At 62.0% G+C, this 17,350-nt stretch carries 20 protein-coding genes and 1 pseudogene; 9 read left to right on the top strand and 12 right to left on the bottom strand.

Annotated features, from left to right (window positions below; all coding sequences use genetic code 11):
• Window positions 1–191: 191 nt before the first annotated feature.
• The gene (locus tag J8F10_RS37475; protein ID WP_210663474.1) at window positions 192–533 is read right to left on the bottom strand and encodes a hypothetical protein; all 342 of its coding nucleotides are present in this window, start codon (window positions 531–533) and stop codon (window positions 192–194) included.
• Window positions 534–584: 51 nt separating this feature from the next.
• Window positions 585–836: a hypothetical protein gene (locus tag J8F10_RS37470; RefSeq protein WP_210663471.1), complete on the bottom strand. Its 252-nt coding sequence runs from the start codon at window positions 834–836 to the stop codon at window positions 585–587.
• Window positions 837–1,005: 169 nt separating this feature from the next.
• Between J8F10_RS37470 and J8F10_RS37465 the strand changes: the two genes are divergently transcribed.
• The 4 genes and pseudogenes from J8F10_RS37465 to J8F10_RS41050 all read left to right on the top strand — a co-directional run.
• Window positions 1,006–1,212: a hypothetical protein gene (locus tag J8F10_RS37465; RefSeq protein WP_210663469.1), complete on the top strand. Its 207-nt coding sequence runs from the start codon at window positions 1,006–1,008 to the stop codon at window positions 1,210–1,212.
• A 235-nt stretch (window positions 1,213–1,447) separates the two neighbouring features.
• Entirely contained in the window at window positions 1,448–1,660 is a 213-nt protein-coding gene (locus J8F10_RS37460) for a helix-turn-helix domain-containing protein (protein WP_210663467.1), read from the top strand.
• A gap of 193 nt (window positions 1,661–1,853) precedes the next feature.
• Entirely contained in the window at window positions 1,854–2,405 is a 552-nt protein-coding gene (locus tag J8F10_RS37455) for an RNA polymerase sigma factor (protein ID WP_210663465.1), read from the top strand.
• 678 nt (window positions 2,406–3,083) lie between these two features.
• Window positions 3,084–3,179 (top strand): annotated as a pseudogene (locus tag J8F10_RS41050) (helix-turn-helix domain-containing protein); the annotation flags it as partial.
• Between the two features lie 160 nt (window positions 3,180–3,339).
• Here J8F10_RS41050 and J8F10_RS37450 read toward each other — a convergent pair.
• Complete coding sequence (locus tag J8F10_RS37450) at window positions 3,340–4,143, bottom strand: permease prefix domain 1-containing protein (protein ID WP_210663463.1); 804 nt, start codon at window positions 4,141–4,143, stop codon at window positions 3,340–3,342.
• Entirely contained in the window at window positions 4,140–4,484 is a 345-nt protein-coding gene (locus J8F10_RS37445; RefSeq protein WP_210663461.1) for a PadR family transcriptional regulator, read from the bottom strand. Before J8F10_RS37445 ends, J8F10_RS37450 begins: the two co-directional genes overlap by 4 nt.
• A 470-nt stretch (window positions 4,485–4,954) precedes the next feature.
• On the opposite strand from J8F10_RS37445, the gene J8F10_RS37440 reads away from it, so the two are divergent.
• Both J8F10_RS37440 and J8F10_RS37435 read left to right on the top strand, forming a co-directional pair.
• The gene (locus J8F10_RS37440) at window positions 4,955–5,686 is read left to right on the top strand and encodes a HipA family kinase (protein WP_315854268.1); all 732 of its coding nucleotides are present in this window, start codon (window positions 4,955–4,957) and stop codon (window positions 5,684–5,686) included.
• Entirely contained in the window at window positions 5,683–6,483 is an 801-nt protein-coding gene (locus J8F10_RS37435; protein WP_210663457.1) for a DUF3037 domain-containing protein, read from the top strand. The genes J8F10_RS37440 and J8F10_RS37435 overlap by 4 nt, the downstream gene beginning before the upstream one ends.
• Window positions 6,484–6,578: 95 nt before the next feature.
• Here J8F10_RS37435 and J8F10_RS37430 read toward each other — a convergent pair whose 3' ends face one another.
• The 3 genes from J8F10_RS37430 to J8F10_RS37420 all read right to left on the bottom strand — a co-directional run bounded on the left by J8F10_RS37430 (window position 6,579) and on the right by J8F10_RS37420 (window position 9,581).
• Window positions 6,579–6,974, bottom strand: coding sequence for a hypothetical protein (locus tag J8F10_RS37430; RefSeq protein WP_210663454.1), 396 nt, complete (start codon window positions 6,972–6,974; stop codon window positions 6,579–6,581).
• Window positions 6,971–8,266 (bottom strand): hypothetical protein, encoded by a 1,296-nt coding sequence (locus tag J8F10_RS37425; RefSeq protein WP_210663453.1) that lies wholly within the window; start codon window positions 8,264–8,266, stop codon window positions 6,971–6,973. Before J8F10_RS37425 ends, J8F10_RS37430 begins: the two co-directional genes overlap by 4 nt.
• A 982-nt stretch (window positions 8,267–9,248) precedes the next feature.
• The gene (locus J8F10_RS37420; RefSeq protein WP_210663451.1) at window positions 9,249–9,581 is read right to left on the bottom strand and encodes a DUF1580 domain-containing protein; all 333 of its coding nucleotides are present in this window, start codon (window positions 9,579–9,581) and stop codon (window positions 9,249–9,251) included.
• Between the two features lie 299 nt (window positions 9,582–9,880).
• Between J8F10_RS37420 and J8F10_RS37415 the strand changes: the two genes are divergently transcribed.
• Window positions 9,881–10,372 carry a hypothetical protein gene (locus J8F10_RS37415; protein ID WP_210663449.1) on the top strand — a complete coding sequence of 164 codons (492 nt, stop codon included), beginning with the start codon at window positions 9,881–9,883 and terminating at the stop codon, window positions 10,370–10,372.
• Here J8F10_RS37415 and J8F10_RS37410 read toward each other — a convergent pair.
• From J8F10_RS37410 to J8F10_RS37400, 3 genes are all read right to left on the bottom strand, one after another.
• Complete coding sequence (locus J8F10_RS37410; protein WP_210663447.1) at window positions 10,369–11,370, bottom strand: hypothetical protein; 1,002 nt, start codon at window positions 11,368–11,370, stop codon at window positions 10,369–10,371. The two genes, J8F10_RS37415 and J8F10_RS37410, sit on opposite strands and share 4 nt — an antisense overlap.
• 80 nt (window positions 11,371–11,450) lie before the next feature.
• A complete protein-coding gene (locus tag J8F10_RS37405; protein WP_210653070.1) occupies window positions 11,451–11,921 on the bottom strand; it encodes a hypothetical protein in 471 nt (156 codons plus the stop codon).
• Between the two features lie 11 nt (window positions 11,922–11,932).
• Window positions 11,933–12,442 carry a hypothetical protein gene (locus J8F10_RS37400; protein WP_210653071.1) on the bottom strand — a complete coding sequence of 170 codons (510 nt, stop codon included), beginning with the start codon at window positions 12,440–12,442 and terminating at the stop codon, window positions 11,933–11,935.
• Window positions 12,443–12,520: 78 nt separating this feature from the next.
• On the opposite strand from J8F10_RS37400, the gene J8F10_RS37395 reads away from it, so the two are divergent.
• Entirely contained in the window at window positions 12,521–14,416 is a 1,896-nt protein-coding gene (locus J8F10_RS37395) for a hypothetical protein (RefSeq protein WP_210653072.1), read from the top strand.
• A 36-nt stretch (window positions 14,417–14,452) separates the two neighbouring features.
• Window positions 14,453–14,875, top strand: coding sequence for a hypothetical protein (locus J8F10_RS37390; protein ID WP_210663445.1), 423 nt, complete (start codon window positions 14,453–14,455; stop codon window positions 14,873–14,875).
• Window positions 14,876–15,139: 264 nt separating this feature from the next.
• Here J8F10_RS37390 and J8F10_RS37385 read toward each other — a convergent pair whose 3' ends face one another.
• Both J8F10_RS37385 and J8F10_RS37380 read right to left on the bottom strand, forming a co-directional pair.
• A complete protein-coding gene (locus J8F10_RS37385; protein ID WP_210663443.1) occupies window positions 15,140–15,454 on the bottom strand; it encodes a hypothetical protein in 315 nt (104 codons plus the stop codon).
• Window positions 15,451–17,313: a serine/threonine-protein kinase gene (locus J8F10_RS37380; RefSeq protein WP_246524907.1), complete on the bottom strand. Its 1,863-nt coding sequence runs from the start codon at window positions 17,311–17,313 to the stop codon at window positions 15,451–15,453. Before J8F10_RS37380 ends, J8F10_RS37385 begins: the two co-directional genes overlap by 4 nt.
• Window positions 17,314–17,350: the final 37 nt, after the last annotated feature.

Below are 17,350 nucleotides of genomic sequence, written 5' to 3'. Positions count from 1 at the left end.
AAAATGGATCGTGTACCGGCCGGGCGAGGATAGGATGAGCCGCTCGGCCTCGATCGGGCTCACCAGCATCCGGCCGCGTCCGTCTTGGACCCGAGCCACGAACGACTGCCGGAGCCAGCGACGCCAGCGGCTGACGTCGGTTCCGCGTGTGGTTCTGGATCGGGGAATTCGACCTGCCATGTTCGTGGTCCTCAGAGCCACCGGTTTTGGATGATGGTGTTGATCGCATCGACGTGCTTGCAAAAACCCCAGCGTGTGAACCCGCGGCACTCGCACCGATCCTGCCGCCCGTTGCTCGAGCAGAACACCGAGTACACCTCTTCCGTGGCGTCGGTGCCTACACCCGAAACTTTCTCCAGCCGGAACGCCCGGCCGTTCCAGTCGGTCGGCAGTTCCACCACGGCGTAGGTGGTCGCGTCCCGCCTGCCCTGGATCTCCACCACCCCGCACCCGGGGATGATGCCCGGGCTCCAGAGGAGCGTCATCTGCGGGCCTTCGTGCTTCGGCAGCAGGTCCGTGTAGGTCGCGGTCATCGGGCGATTCCTCGAAATGGACCGGGCGGTGAACCCGGTCCGGGTGTGGGATCAGAACGGGATGTCCGCGAGGGCAAGTTCGTCGGCCCGCACCCGCATGTCTTCCTTCCAGGCCGCCCGGTCGCGGCACCCGGCCCGCCACCCGTCGGCGAACAGTACCCGCTCCCGGGCGGTCAGGTCGCGGCCCAGGTTCAGGCGGATCAGGGTCACCGCGGCCACCCAGCCCGGCCCCTCCGAGCCGTAGCTGTGGCCGATCTCCCACTCGCTGCCGAGGAACTCGCGGTCCAGTTCGCTGCGGGTCATCTCAAGCCCTCCGTTCGATACCGCCGGAACAACCATCACCACTGGTGGCAATGTAATGTCGAATTGCTTGCATGTCAATATTGCTTGCAATGAAATCTCATCAGCGTAGATTGAATTTGCTAGACGAAGTGCGAATACTTGTGTGGCAAGACTTTAATGGAGCGTTAGCATGGTCAGCATGGCAAAAAAACCAAGCTCGAAAGCGTCCGCGACCGAGAAGAAGAAGCGGCACACGATCTTCATCACGCTCGACGACGAAACCGAAGAGCGGCTCCAGCGGTTCCTCAAATCGCAACGGGTTACCCCCGACCGTGCGGCCGTTGGGCTCACCGCCATCCTCGAGTTCCTTGATCGTGTTGAGGCAGAAAAGAAGTGACGTCCTGCACTGGGGCCAAAACGACGTGACGGCCCTTACTCTTCGCTGGCGTTGCTCGGCCTGAGCGAGTTCACTTTTCGGGTTATCCCCACCTCACCCGACCCACCCCTGTACCCATCACTTCAACGCGCCTTCCCTTTTCGCGGTCCTGCGCGTTACCTTCTTGCCCGCCCGGGTCACCGAGTGAGTGGCCCCGGGGGCGTTCGTTTCCTGTTACCACGTTGGAGGGTTCGACATGCCGACATTACCCCTGATCCCGCTACCCAAAGGCGACCGCTGGATGGACATTCGCAAAGTGGCCCGGCTGTTCGGCGTGCAGCGGAACACAATCCGCCGCTGGACGGTGGACGGCGAGATCACGGGCTACAAGCCCACGAAGAAGATGACGTACTACATGAAGTCAGACGTTAACAAGCTCCTCACGTCCCGCGGCCTACCGAACATCTGAACCACCAGTTCGACGCACATGAGTCCGTCACTTCTCTTTCCGAATACCCTCCCTCGACCTCCTCCTCTTTTTCGACCAAGTGGTCGCGCGACCACTTCCCGGCTCCCACATTTCCACTCGGCTCGCATTGAACGCCAGTCCACACGCCGTGTAAAATGGCTCCCACAGCCACCCCACCTCCCCGGCTCATCCCATGCGTGCTCCCCAACCATCCGATGCGGAACTGGCTCTGCGTGCCCAGGCCGGCGACCGTGACGCGGCCGACCAACTGGTGACCAGATACAAGGTTCAAGTGTGGCGACAGGTCTGGAAGGTGAAGATGCCCGCGGGCGTCGAACCGGATGACGTGGCGAGTGTCGGGTTGTACACGCTGTGGCGGTGCGTACTGGCGTGGTCCCCGAACGGCGGCGCGATCTTCCGCACCTACGCTTGGACCGCGGTCCAGCGAGCGATCTTTCGGGAAGCGGGTCAGCAGAAACGCCAACTTGATCGGCAGCCGGTTCAAGTGGACGAGGACGGCGACGACACGCTCGTTCTCGTTCCGGCCCGCGAGCCCGTTGAGTTGCCCCCAGGCGTCAGCGAGTGGGTCGGCGAACTGTCCGTCGTGGAACGCATCGTCGTTGAGAGGTCGTTTGGTTTGGACGGTACACCCGACGAGCCGAGTAAAATTGGGAAACTGGTTGGGCTTTCCATTCATCAGGTCAAAACCGCCCGCGAGCGAGCAATGGCCACACTCGGCCTGTAGTCACGCGACCACGCTGGGGCAGGTGGTGCTCCACTGAAGCATTTGCGACAGTCCCTAGAAATTCCGTCCCGCTGCGACAGTGGGGATGGGGCCGATCCCGACTGTTTCTTGCGTTCAACGCAAGAAACAGTCGGGCGTGAGCGACGGGGGTGGGGTAAGGGGCGGTTCGGCGACGTTTTCGGGATAGACACGAAATAGCCGCGACGACGTGGCTTCGCTACGCTGCTACGACGGGGATGGGGCTGATCGGGCTCATTTTCTGGACTGTCCAGAAAATGAGCCGGCCGCGAAGCCGTGGGGGTTAAGGGGTGGGCTCGTGACGTTGTCGGGATGAACCTGAAAAATCCGGGAGGGGCGAGCACCACCCGGTTTCCAAATAATCTGGATTTTTGGACCGCGTGGATCAACGTTGCGAGCGGTCCTCACCGGGACCGGGGGCTACACGATTCCCGGTGGTTTAAGTGGATGCGTGCGGCTACTGAAGTGACGACTTCAGTGAGACAGGGAGTGGGGTAAGGGGCACACGGCTCGGTACTGACATCTACGTGACAGTGAAGCGGCTCTGGCGAGGAACGGGAAGCAGTTGCAGATCATCTACACCCCCGATTGCCGTAATTGCCGCCGCGCTACAACATTCTCGCTCAGCTGCTCAACGACGACCGCCGACACGAGGATCGGATGCAGCGTGCCGAGCGTGTGCGGCGGTTGCGTGAGAAGGGGCTGAGCACGCGGGCGATCGCGGACGTGGTGGGGGTGGACCACTCCACCGTTGTGCGAGACCTAAAGGCAGGTGGTGCAACTGCACCACCTGAGCCAGAGCCGGAGCCCGATCCCGATCCGCCGAAGGTGAAGGGGTTGGACGGGAAGCAGTACGCGGCTTCCTGTGCGGCCTGGAAGCCGGTCGAAAACAGACCGGAACGAGCCGACCCGGGTATCACGCCGCGGTCTCGCCATCCACACCGCTCGGGAGCTGCGGTCCGATGTCGAGGGAGGCCCACTCGACGTACCGGATTTGGCCCGGGCCGGCTTTCCACACGAACCACACCAAGTACAGAGGCACGAACAGGTACCCGACGGCCGACGCCACGAGGGAAGTGGGCGTCGTCAACTGATCCGCCATCACGTCGATGTTGCCCAAGCTGACCTGGAAGAACAGCAACCCGAGGACCGGGAACGCCAGCAGCGACAGCCCCGCGAGGCCCGCGACCCGCCGCCACGACCGCGGCGTGCCGAACGCGCCGAACATCGCGTCCCGGATGCGGATCGAGAGCATACTGAGCACGAACACGCAGAGCGGTGCGAACACCAGCACGCCGCCGAACAAGCGTAGGATCGCCGCGGTCGTCGGCACCGTCTCGTCGTGCGGCCGACGCAGTCCCGCCGTCACCAACGCGAACGGTAGCCACGGCAGGATAACGAGCGTGAGGAGGAGCGCCAGCCGCGCCGAGTACCGCGTCGCCGACTCGCCCGGACGCCACCCGTACATGCGGTTCAGCCGAGCGTCGATGCGGTCGTTCCACTTGACCGATTGCTGCAACTCGGCCGTCAGCGACTCCGGGTCGCCGAACCGCCGGATCGCCTCGGCCCGCGCCGCGGACTCGTCGCCGAGGCGGGCCAGTTCTTCCTCGTGGATCGCCATCAGGTGGGCGAGCAGTTCCTCACGCATCCGGGTCAACTTCTTCGGGCCGGCTTGCACCGGACGCACCGCCCGCTCGACCAGCACCATGAACTCGTTCATGCCGGTGCCCCCAGTATCGTTCCGACGACACGCACGAACTGTTGCCACTCCGCCCGCCCCGCTACCAGACGCTTCACGCCCTGCTTCGTAAGGCGGTACACACGCTTCCGCGGACCGCGCCGCGGGGCCGACTCGTCTTCCCACGCGCTCGTGATGAGCCCGGCCTTCTCGAGCCGGTAGAGCGCGGGGTACAGCGACCCTTCCTTGAGCCGCAACGCCCCGCTCCCGGCCTCGGTCAAGCGGCGCAGGATCTCGAACCCGTGCGCCTCGCCCTTCTCGAGCGACGCCAGTGCCATCGTCTCCAGGTGCCCCCGGAGTGCATCACCGCTGATGGGTTCCATCCCATCTATTTAGCCTGTCTTGGTAGATGCGTCAAGAGACGGTCGCCGTTCACGAGGCGGAAGGCATTGACGGCTTGTTATCGGCAATTTCGGGCCGTGGTGCCATTGGCCGAAGTGCAACCGAGACACGAACCATTGCCGCAATTGCCTCCGCTAAGGAAGCGGCCGTGACTCATTTTGGCACCTCATGGCGACCCTCCCACGGCAATTCAGCATCGCGGCGGGCGCGGCGTACTGTTGCGAATTGAATCCTCGTCTCGACTTTGTTAATAGTCGCACTAGTAATGACACGAGCAAATGATGTGGTCAGACGGCCTCCATCGCACTGCCTCTCTGTGTGAGCTCGGCGTCCAATGTCATCAAGCACTCCCTCGCGGTCGCCGACCGCCCTTCGCTATCAAAAACGCAGGCTATCCAGTAATTCCCTACCAGTCGTTGTTGAAACAGATGTTGGTGAGGGATTTTTGAAGGTGCTGTCCCAAAAAGGCTGTCCTCACGATTTAGCGTGCGAACTGGTGGGGATCGAGCTAGCCCGTATCGTCGGGCTCCGCACACCAGAATACGCAGTAATCGAAATACCGCTTCATGCCCCCATCGAACTCGCAGACGGAAATGAGTTTGTGCCCGGCCACGGCTTTATTACTCGAAAACTTGACGGGATGGACTGGTCCGGTAGCCGGTCAGTGCTTACCCGCGTACTCAACCCGATCGACTTGGCACGCCTTGTTGTCTTTGATACCTGGACACTGAACTGTGACCGCTTTCGACCGAGGACAGAAACCGCCCCCGAGTGGCGTGCCGCGAGAAACGTGTTTCTTGAACGTGCTGCCGATTTCGATGATCAATACTACCTAACGTCTCTCGACCACGGGTGCTGTTTCAAGTGCCTAGCGGATTTGACTCCCGCCTACCTCAGACGCGCGGCGACCGCAGACACACTGTACGGCTACTTCCCTGAATTTGCTGGGTTGGCCCGTCGCGAACACGCCCTTCAAGCGGTTCGTGCAGTACAATCATGTTCGAGGGCACAAATCGATGCGATCATCGAGCGAGTGCCCGAGGCGTGGTTGGCCAACGGGCATCGAAATGCTTTGGGCGACATGATATACGGTCGTATACATTTGCTTGAGCGAATTATTCGTGTCGATTTCCCGGCAGCGGATCTCTTTGATGACCAACAACGGTCGGGGGATAACCCGTGATTCCCGGCTACTACTCCGTGATCCAATACTGCCCCGATTTCGGGCGTCTTGAGGGCGCCAATGTCGGGGTGCTCCTGTATTGCCCTGCCACGGGTTATTTTGACGTCAAAACGAATCGTCGCGTTGGCCGAATTCACAGGTTTTTCGGCAAGAACCACATCTCGCTGAAACAGTACACTCGGCTCGTGTCCTCCTTTGAGACACGCATCCGACAAGCGTCGAAGAGCTTCCGCGATGTTGCGGATCTACGCAAATTCATTGGTCAAGAAGCTAACGATCTACTCATCACGGACCCGCGTAAGGTGTCGGTGAGCGTCCCGGGGGTCCAATTTTTTCAGTTGTTTGAGGAACTCGTGGAGCCGCAGCCCGCTCCAAACCGCAAACGTGGGCTGAAAGAGGTTCTCGAAGAGGAGTTCTCGAAGCCCGAATTCAAGCCGCTGGTGATGCACGATGTTGAGGTGCATTTGCCGAAGATCCGAAGCAGCCTGATGTTGCCTTACGGGTATCAGAATGGCAAGCTGACGCTCATTCAACCGGTTCAATTTCCCCGCGACACGGCAACTGAGCTGATCTCTCGTGCAGGCCGCTATCAACTGGAAAGCGAGTTGATCCACACGGTCGGTAATCAACTGGTCATCGTCGGGGAATTCCCTCCAGGTGAGACGGAAACCCCTCAAATCGTGGAGAAATTGCTTCGCGAGAAGCACGCCGAGTTCTACCGAGCTGAGGAACTCGATTCCTTACTCAACGTGATTCGACGAACAGCAAAGGTCGTCGTGTATTCCGAAAGCGATTAGCCTCGTGGTTCCCGCCTTTGCTGAGAACCACGAGGCTATTTCGGTCGTTCCCACACTTTGTGGCGTTTCACCGTGCCAATATCATCGAGCGGGACTTATGCCGCGGTCGTGTCCTCGGCCGCTGTCGGCTCCTCCCATTGGGTCTGCTTGATCGCTTCGACCTCCGACCCAGCGAACAGCTTTTCACACTCTCTACGATCGTTGCGGGAAATCTTCAGCCACTGCCCGCCGATCGACCCGTCGCCCAGGCAGCACAAGTAATTGATTTCCGCCGGAATGACCTGCTCGGTACTCAGTTCGATCGTGTGGCCGGTGCCGTTCAAGCCGAGCCACTGACGGCCCGTGAGGACGGCCCGCATGCCCGTGTGCAGGACACGGAGCGGGGCTTTGAGTTCCTCCGGGATCGTGCTCCGACACTTTAGAATCAACCCCTCCACACTCACCGCCACCTTTTGGGTGCGGAGCGTTTCGAGCAACTGGCGAGCGGTCATAGTCCGGCCCCCGTTCCCAACTTGTAGTCGTAATTCCCATCGTCTTCCTTCGCCTTCGCAGGTTCCTCTTGCTCACTGCGTTCGGTGGCCGTTACTTTCGTCGCGGGCTTGGTCGGTTCGGACGCCCACCGAGTGCAGCGATCCTTGACGTTATGCAGCTTGTCGTGGCGGTCGATCTGATCGCTCGTTAGCCACTTTCGGCTGTTGCACAGGTGGCACTGTTTGAGGTTGTTCAGCACGGTCTCGGCGTCGTGCTGCCCGCCCTGACCTACCGACGGGCACACGGACTCGGGCAGGCTGTTGATGACCAAGCTGCGTAAACTGTCGATTGTCTTTTCGATACTCTGGAGCGTCCCTTCATCCGGGATCAGGCCGAAGTGCTCTTTGCGAAGAGACTGCTGCAACTCACGTAGCTCGCGGATCTTCCTCGACCACTCGCGGCGGGCGTCAGAAGCGGCCGCGAACACCTTCGCCAGTGACTCAGGAACGATACGGCCGTACCGATCCTGAACGTCCCGGGAGGTACCGAGCTTCTCTGTCTCGGGTACCGGTTGAGGAGCGGGAACTTCTCCAGCAGATGGAGCGGCTTGGCTCGCGGTCACCGGATTCGAGTCCACATCGCTGGTTAAATTACCAGCGGACAATTCTGTCCTCTTTTGTTCCCGCTCCCGAACTTCGGTCGCGGCGGTTACGACGATTCGGCCGTTACTCTCGCGGTGGCACCCACCGCGGATGTTTGCTCCCTCCTTGTAACCGCGGCCCGGGTTTTCGGCCGACGCTTTGCCGATGAGCTCCCCGGCCGAAGTCATCTCATGGCGGACGCTCCCAACGATGACGTGGCTCACGCCGCACAGGTCCGCGATCCGCCGGTCGCTCATGCCCTCGTTCTCACGCATCAGAAGGGCGTTACGAATCGCAGCCCGCTTGTCTTCGTTGGAGCGGGGCACGCCGTGGACCCGGTTCGCACGCCCTGACAAGGCGAACAGCGTGGCCTGCCGTTCGGCTTCTGCGGCGGACTCACAGCGGGTAATGGTCGCCTTGATCGTTTGGCGTTTCAGCTTGAGCATGGCTTCTCCACGGTGCCAGCCGTCGCCCGCAAAGTAGTACCGCCCGCCGTCGGGAACGTGGCCGTAGAACAGGTCGATCGGCTTCGAGTTCGACCACTCCGATTCGGTCTCGGCATACCGCTCCACGGCCTCCGCGTTGAGAGCGGCCCGGCCCTTCTTCGCGGGGCCAAAATCGATATCCGCCAGCGGCACGTTGGCTACTTCGGGTGGGCTCGTGTTGTTCATGGGGTTCCTGATTAGTGGTAGGCGTGATCTCTTGATCTCGACTGCTCAACCCGATCCACACAAAGCGTGAAACACGCCCCGTGAGATTTGATCCGGTTTCCAGACGTTTGATAATGCCGAGCTTTTCCAGTGCGAGGCGGTCTCCACAGGCGGTCCGCTCGCACACGCCCAACGCTTCGGCGAGTTGCTTCAAGCCGATTGTGAACTCGGCCCCAGGGGTACTGTCTGCGAGATGGCGGCAGATCTCCGCGACCATCCGACGGCGTGCCGTAACTGCCGGCGTCGCCGCTCTAAGTTTCAGCAATTCGGCGGGCCACTCTTCTGATCCGGCAAGCCTCACGGCTCGCTCGAACCAGCAGGGCTTGCAGCTTTCTTTTTGCCCTTTTAAAGAGGGACTCGTCGCCTGAGCCGCGTGCGAGCCGCTCGCGTTAACACCACAGGATTCGGGCGGGGTACGAGTCGATGACCGAAAGTTACGCGCGGCCCAAAATGACCTGCGAGATGCGATCGCTGGCCGGACGACCCGTTCCAGCCCATAATGTCGCGATCGCCGACCCGAGAACCACTTTGCGGCCATCGAAGTGACGCCAGCCAGAGGCGACCTCATGACGAGCAGCTCCAGCAGCCGTTCGTCGCTGCCCGCCCAGAACGCCAGCCCTCGGGCCAGTGCCAGCATCGCGTGTTCTGGGTGACGGTATGAGTGGCGGCCGTTGTACAGTTCAATGAGCCTACGTCCGTGCCGCGACGCGAACGCCGCGGCGACGACCGCATCGGCACCGCCGGGGTACGAAGGAACACACCTTTTCGACGTGGTGTTCTCGGGCGGGCCGGCGAAGAGACCAAATCTTGCGAACGGATCTGGAAAATGCCTCCGACCACGGAGGTGCGAGCGTAACATGAAATTGACTTCCTTGGTGCTTTGGTCGGCTCCGGGAACATTGAGCCGGCCGGGTTTGGCGACCCGGCCGGCTCGCTTTTTCGATCACATCCCGAGCAACGAAGCGACTTCGGCCGCCTCGCGATCGGCATTCGTATCAGCGACCTGCACAACGGAGTCCGCCGTCTTTGCGGATTGGTTTTGGGCTGCGACGAACCGCTCTACGGCCTCACGCGACGTGATCCACGAGCAGCCACACCGGACCGCCTCGAGCTTCACCCGCCCGCCAGGAGTCGCTACGCCTTCCCTGACCCACCGCCAGATCGTGGAGGATTTGACGGCTGAGTTTTTCCGCAAGGGCGGAAACAGTCGAGCTGCCGCACTCAGCGACAACAGTGACTCCTGCAGCACGCGATTGGCGAGTGTCACGGTACCCATTGCAAGGCTCCGAGTTGGCGATTGTCTTGTACGCACGTATACTGAATGATACGCACCGCCAATTCGCTCCCGACTGTAGAAATCTGTAAATTCTTCAACACGTTTGACACACACGGCACGCAGTGCCACACACGGCACGTTGGCCGTCACGCCGAGAGACAGGTGTGATGCCAACAGAGTGGTCGCGCGACCACTTGCTCTAAGGAGCGAAATGACAATCGCCAGAGGTGTGAAAAGGCGTTCAGATTGCAGATCGGCGGGCGAATGGAGACACTGTGGGCATCTCAGGAGGGCTCAGAGTGGACGCGGACGAAGAGTACGAGGAGTTGATCGAGCGACGCCGCTTCGCGCGGCAACGGAAGGCCCGACGGACCGCCGTTCTGGGAATGGTGGCGTTACTGGTTCTTTCGGTCGCTACCGTAGTGGTCGTGATCGTCGCCACCTCGGGCCGCGATGCGACGCACAGCAAACGGGTGCCCACTACAGACAGGGAATGGGCCAGCCACAAGGATCTCGCCGCACATCTGCGTCAGCAAGGCGTGCCGGTCGAATTCGCGACAGCAAGTGTGGTCGATCGACCCGACCGCCCTGCCGCACACTTCTGGATCGGCGACGGACGGGCCGGAACGCGAGTTGTGGTGTATCTGTGCAAGGACGCGGCACGAGCTGAAGAGGCGGCGGGCACTATCGAGGACGGTTTCACCGTCGGCCGGTTCGCGATCGGCTCGTTTGACTCCACTGCCGAAGCGAGGGCCACAACCAAAAAGATCCGCGGCGTGTTGAAGGGTTAGAGGAGTCGCCCGCCTGGACGCGATGTTCCGCCCGCGGCTCTGGCCCGATCCATCAGCCGCCGCCCTTCCGCAGCAATTCGGGCCGCTTCTGCTTCAGCGGCTTGCATGGAGCCAGCCAAGCCGAGTTCCTCTTTCTTCTTCTCTTCCTCTTTGACCGACCACGGCCAATTCCGCTGGATGAACTTGGCGATGTCGGCACACACTTCGATCGCGGGAATGATCGCGTCGTTCAGCTTCGCGAGCACATCGTTCTTGATGTTCGTGACGGCATTTTCCAACGGCTCCATTGCGTCCTTGCGACGCTGGTCCGCGTTCGACAGTGCCTCCGTGCTGGCCGCCTGTGCTCGGCCCTGCCGCATGCCCCGCATCGCGTCCTTGATGTCCGCCTGGGCAAAAATCACATCCATCTGGCCGCTCACGTCGCGGAGCTTCCGTGCCGCGGAGAGCTGCTCGTCGGTGGCCTGCACGATCGCCTTCCTAAACTCATTCAACCCCTGAACAACGCCGGCCACAACCGCGACCGGGCCTGCGAGTCGGGCCGCGGCACCGGACACCCCGCCGAGCCCGCCCATACCGGACGGCCCCTTGCCCCCGAGGAACGAACCGACGCCCTTCTGCCCGCCCTTGTACGCTCGCCCCAGCCGCCCGCCCTTGATCTTGTTGCCGATCCCGCCCCTCACGCGGCTCCAGAAGCTCTGAGAGGACTTCTTGCCCCGCCGCTTTCGGGTGGTGTTCTGCTGCTGCCCTTGACCGCCCTGTTGCTGCTGGTTCTGCTGTTGGGGGTTGTGGTGCGGGGCCGGGGCGGTTCCGGGTTGCGGTTGACGTAAAGGAGTACCGGCGGGCGGTTGTGCCGGTGCCGCTTGGGGCGTGGCCACGAGACCGGCGGGCATCGCCTGCGTCATGAGTTGCTGCGTGCCGGCCGCGATCGTGTTGGCGACGGTCGCCAACTTGACCTGCTTCTTCAGCTCGTCCAGCACGTCGTCGAGAGTCGCGGCCATTTCGTTACCTCACAGTGCCCGGGCAATTTCGGTCGCGATCCGGCCGGCGATCTTGTTCGCCCGCTTCTCGTACTGCCGCTCTACGTCTTCTCGATAGAACCAGAGCCCGCAGAGGAGCCGGTAGGGGAGTCGGGCGGCATCGAAGGTGAGGCCCGCGACGGCCAGTTCGAGAAAGGGCGGGCGTCTTCCGCGGCGGTGCTCATCCACACGAGCCAGTCCCCGAGCAACTTGAAGCTCGCCGCTTCGGTGAGCACGAACCCCATGAGTGGGTCGGGCGACTTCTGAACCCCGAATACCTCACGGGCCACCTTCACGAGTTTGGCCAGCGTGTCCTTCTGTTGCTGTCGCAGGTCGTCCACCACCGGGCCGGAGTCGCCCGCGAAACTGTGATCTTCCGCCAGGAACCCGAGCAGCGTCGTGTACTCGGGGCACAGCCGCTCGACTTCCCGGGCGATGACGAGCGGATCGGCGTACCGCGTCTTGGTACCGTCGTGGAAGCAGTAGACCGTCCTATGGCCCCGGGGCCACAGGCGGCGAATCCAGTTGAGCATGGGGATTAAACTCAGGAAAGGGATCGGGTCCAGAGCGGCGTGTCCTTGTTGGTAACGGCGGTGGCAGCCGCCCACGGGATCGCCTGGAACTCGATGCGGAACGGGTTGGCGGCACTCGCGAGCGTCGTGCCGTACCCGGGGCGGATGAAGCACTTGTTGAACGACCACGGTTCGTCGAACGGCGACTCGATCCCGACGCGGAACAGGTACCCGCCGGCACCGAGCACCAGACCGGCCGTGTTCGCCAACCCGGGCGTGGTCCGGTCGCCACGCCCTTGCAGCTTCTTGAACACGGCACGGTCCATCGCGATCAGGTTGACCACGATTCGGGCCGTCATGCTCATATCCTGCACGTCCTGCGGGGCTTCACCCGAGATGTCCGTGACGATGTCCTTCTTCAACTCGGTGATGTCGATCTGCACACCGCGGTCGGTGTACCCCAGCAACTCCAACGCCCCAGCGCTCCCGGTCCCGACCTGGACCCGGGCCGCACCGTTCACGCAGTACCCGTCAACGGCCATGATCGCCCCTCAAAAGTGGTCGCGCGACCACTCGGTCGCCATGAGATATAGTACGCAGACGGTCGCGTACTATATCTCATGAGCGTACTCACCGTTAACGGCATCCGGTTCCATCTCCTCAAAAGCGCTTCGGTACAGTTCGACACCAAGCGTGACTCGGTCGGCGGCACCGACGTGGTCTGCAATACGAGCACGATCCGGGCTCGGGGCATCGCGTCACTTCAGAGCACCATCCCGACGAACTCGGCCCTGTTGCTGGCCGACATCCGCCACATGCTGAACATGCCCCGGCGGTCGATCTACTACGAAGTGAACGGCGTCCCGATCATCCAGTGGCAACCGATCGACGGGCGGCCCGACGCAGATCTGGGGCCGAACCCGATCCAGCCGGCCACGATCACCGAAATCAACCCCGGCACGTTCTTCATCGACGTGGGGTACAAAATCTCGACTTACGACTGCGGAAACAACGCCCTGACTGATCCGGTAGTGAGTCTGCGATGGGAGCAGAGCGAATCGTTCGACGAGCTCAACTACTCGCACATCAGCACGCACGGGAAGCTGGTCGTCCGGGGCGATTTGCTCCAGTCCGCGGACAACTTCCGTGACCAAGTGACGCCGCCCATTCTCCCGGACTACAAGCGCAAATCCGCGAAGTACACGTTGCACCCGAACGGGACCGAGCTGGCGTTCTCGTTCGACGACATGGAGCAGGCTTACATGCCCCCGTTCCCGGCCCTCGACTGGAACGGGCGGTTTACGATCGAGTGCCCGAAGCCCGGGTTCCGGCGGACCGGGCGGGTCGAACTGACGCTCACCGGCCAGAAGGGGACGAGCCGCAAGGATCTGCTCAACGTCGCGATGTCGATGTGTTACAGCAAGCTTCGGAGCGAACGGTTCGAGAGCGTGCCAATGGCGTGGGGCTCGTTCAGCGAAGACCTCAAGTCGCCGTCCGTGCAGGTCGCGATGCAAGCACAACTCTCGCCCGTCGGCGGGTTCACGGCCGGGCTCATAGGTGCGGCGGCGGGGGCCGCAATTGCGGCGTTGGGCAAGCCACCCGGTCCGGCCGTCATGCCGTCGGTCGGGCAGATGCCCGGCATCCAGGAGGGGCGCCCCGGGCTCGCCCCGCCGATCCGCAAGCGGCTCACGGCACTGGTCGCCGCGGTGTTTAAAGACCCGTGTGCCGCGGCCGAAGTGATCGTGACCGAGTTGCGGTCCGCGAAGGGTGGCGACCAACCCAACCGGGAGATGCTGGCGGACGCCGAAACCCGGGCCGCCGGGTTCGAGTTGACCATTGGTGACACCACGTTATCGACCCGCGGGGCCACCGCGTACACCGACACGGCCCCCTACGAAACCTACGAGCTCACCTCGTCCTACGCCTTCGATACGGGCGTGGTGATGATGCCCGCGACTGGCGTCGGGCCGAACGGGAAGAAGGCCAAAGCCGTGACGGTACACGGCGGGGCCATGACGCTCGAAGTCGATTGGGTGGCGATGCGAACCGGTGCCCCGCCGGTGCTCCCCACGTTCGAGTCAAAAGACCCGAACTTCGTGCCCCTTCGCGGCGGGGTGACGGTGTCCAACGTCGAACTGTCCCCGGACGGGGTGATGCCGGTCCACAAAGTCGCCGGACACTACAGTTATGGCGTTATCGACCCGACAATCGTCTCGCTCGCGGCCCCGATCCCGCCGTTCCTGTCCCCGCAACTGCAGGACGTGTCGCTGAGCACGACCCGGAACTTCTCAGACGAGATCCTGTGGGCCGGGGCGCCCGTCAACCGGGGGCAGACGCCGTTCACGGGCGACGGGATACTCACCGGCGGGGGCCAGCCACAAGACCCGCTCAGTGGCGGAGCGAGACCGGCCGTGCCGGGTTCTGGTCTACAACAAGATCCGGGCAGCGGTGGCCTCCCCGGTCTCGGTTCCGGCTCCGGCGGCATCCTGGGCGGGAACCCGGTCGTGTACCCGTAAGTGGTCGCGTGACCACTCCCCCATACGAGGTGTCCCGTGCCGACCGAGCGTACAACCCGACCGGTACCGCCGAAGCTCGTGGAGATCTGGGAGCGGCTCGATGTTGAGCCGCTCCCAGAGTTCACGCAATCGATTCCGGGATTGGGGCTGCTCAACAAGAAGCGGCGGCTGGCCGCGTTGTGCTACGAACTTTCGGGGCGTGCCTGGGGCGGGCAGTTCCTGCTCAGCGGGACACAAGCCGGCGTGCTCGCGGGCGTACATCAGGGAACGATTTCCAATTGGCTCCGCGAGTTCGAGTCACTCCGACTGATCGTGTGCATTCGGAAGGGGGACGAGCGGCGGCGGGCGGCGAGTGTTTACGTGTGGGTGCATCACGGGACGATCGCCACACAGGTTTTGAAGTGCCGGAAGCCGTTGGCAGTCGCAGCGAGCACCAACCCAGCGTTACCATCCCCGTGATAAAAGTGGTCGCGTGACCACTTTGGCGAACAAAACATGCTGACGAGTCAGAAGGCCGCGGCTCTTCGTCTTCCACAAATATGCGATGAATTACATGCGAGAACACCGCGGCGTGACGACCTGTGCCGCGGTACCCACCTCTTAAAGCAAGGGAGCGGACACGCGGCCACTTTAGTGATCGGAATAACCCAATCTGCTCCCCGCGACTTCATCACAACCACCACGCCCGGTCCGGTGAGCCGAGGCTCACCGGACCGGGCGTACTTACACGGTAAAGCCGTGCGTTATAGCAGGCTTACCACCGAATTCGGTCACGGCAGTGTAGGCACCAGCCCCCAGTGTGGTGTCGAACGATACCGTTCGATTGCCGCTGGCATCGAGAGCGCCTGATTTGGTTTCAACAACCACCCCGGCCGAGTTCTTAATATCAACCTTATACGATTCACCGTTCGGACCATGCAACGTGACCGTTACTTTACTCCCGGTAACTGTTGGAACGGCAATTTTCCCAGCGGGCGTGGTTGCGGCCGTCGCTGAGGCCGCTGTAGGCGCAGTGTGCTGCGAATCTTCGTTTGTCATCGGTTATCCCCTTGGCGTGTTTGAGGAGGGATGATGCGGACCGACCGCACCTTGATTGCCCCTCCCGAAACGATCAGTCCGATCCGGTGGCTGTACCGGGCCTCGATCTGGTCGATCAATTCATTTGGGTAATCATTAGCAAATCCTGGCATACCTCGAGCGCGCGCGTCGCGAACGGGTATCAACGAGAGCGGCGGAGGACCGGACCAAGAAATCGGGTCGTTGATTGGAGGGAGCGTGAGTTCCACAACGCGAAACGGGGTCGGAGTGGGGACAGGTACTTGAGAGTTCTGCGAAGCATTATTTGGGTAATATTGCTTCGGTTCCATGACCCCACGCCTTCCGACCGGCCATATCGCTCCGACCTGTACCCATCCCAATCCACCCACATCATCAAACGACACATGGGAAACAAACTGTACCGTTTCCCCGTTGTGCAGAACGCTCGAGATTCCGAACACGATCCCTACGCGCAAGAACAGGTTCGCTCCGAAATTGCTGTGTTGGTGCCGAAGCTCGACCTGAATCCGGCACCCTGGAGGTAGACGCGGAACGAGTTCGAGGAGCGAGAAGGCCGTCGAGCGGACGACCCAATTTTCTTCCCGGTACTCGGTATCTGTTGCACCGTGCCCAACGAGAAGAAAATAATCCGGCTCACGCTTGGCGTCCGGGTCGATCAACTCGACCGTCTCTCCACGTTCCAGTCGCCGGTTCACCCCCCGTGTGCGCCAACAGAACCGGCGATATGGGTCGGCCGCGAAGAATCCCACCGGAACTCCACCAGCCAGGGCAACAACCCCGGCCGCGAGTCCCGCTCGGAGAACCTTCCGGCGGGACGGTTGACCCAAGGCGCGGAGAGCGTCGGCCAGTTCGCCCGCAGTTACGTACCGCTCACTCGGCGACCGTTGCAGGCAGCGTCGAATGATTGCCGCCAACTGTCGGCCGAGGTGACCTGGGACGGCCGTTACGACCGCGCCTGGGTCGGGCGGATGCACGGGGGTGGGTGGCTCCCCGGTGAGTAACTCGTGCAGAATTACACCGAGTGCCCACACGTCGGTCGCAGCGGTGATCGGCTCGCCGACCTGTTCGGGGGCCATGTAGCCGGGGGTGCCGGACTGCCGCCCTCCGACTGTCGTTAGGGCGTGGGCTCGGGGGGTATCGAACGTACCCGTCAGGGTGTTTGCTGTGGGCTCGGGCGGCGGGTCAGGCTCGAACAGTTTCGCCAATCCGAAGTCCGCAACCTTGGGCTCGCCATCCTCCGTGAGCAGAATGTTCGACGGCTTCAGATCGCGGTGGTAGATTGGCGACTTTTGCGCATGCGCGTAATGCACCGCACGTGCGACCTTCGTCATGAGAGAAGCAATCTCCAGCGGACTGCTGTTCGTAATGCGTTCCCGCGCGGCGGCCACGCTCCCACCGGATATGTGCTCCATTGCTAGATATGAGCATCCTTCATCCGACCCGCCCTCGTACACCGTCACGATGTTCGGGTGGGTGAGCCGGGCGAGCACTTGGCCCTCAAGAGCGAACCGCTGTTCAGCAACGGCATCGGTTATCAAAAGGTGCCCGGAAGAAATTGTTTTTACCGCGGCGAGCCGCTTCAGTGTCGGATCGAAGCCGAGATAGACAACGCCCATCCCACCCTCGCCGAGCACTCCCCGGATCTCATATTTCCCTATCTTCTCTGGAATCGGCTCATCGACACAAAAGGTCTGATCGAACTGTTCGAGTAGCAGGATACGCTTTGCCAGTTCCGCACGTGTCGCGGGATCATGTGGGCACAACTGTTCGGGCGTCACAATCTCGCCACGTTTCCGTCTCTCTTCCCACTCGAAGAGTAACTCGTTCAAGAGCGCCATCACAGCTCTACCTCCGTTACCTTCTCGGGTTACAGCA

Source organism: Gemmata palustris, from assembly GCF_017939745.1.
Taxonomy (GTDB): Bacteria; Planctomycetota; Planctomycetia; order Gemmatales; family Gemmataceae; genus Gemmata; species Gemmata palustris.
The sequence above is the reverse complement of the archived record's forward strand: the minus strand, read 5'-3'. Positions and strand labels throughout refer to the sequence as shown.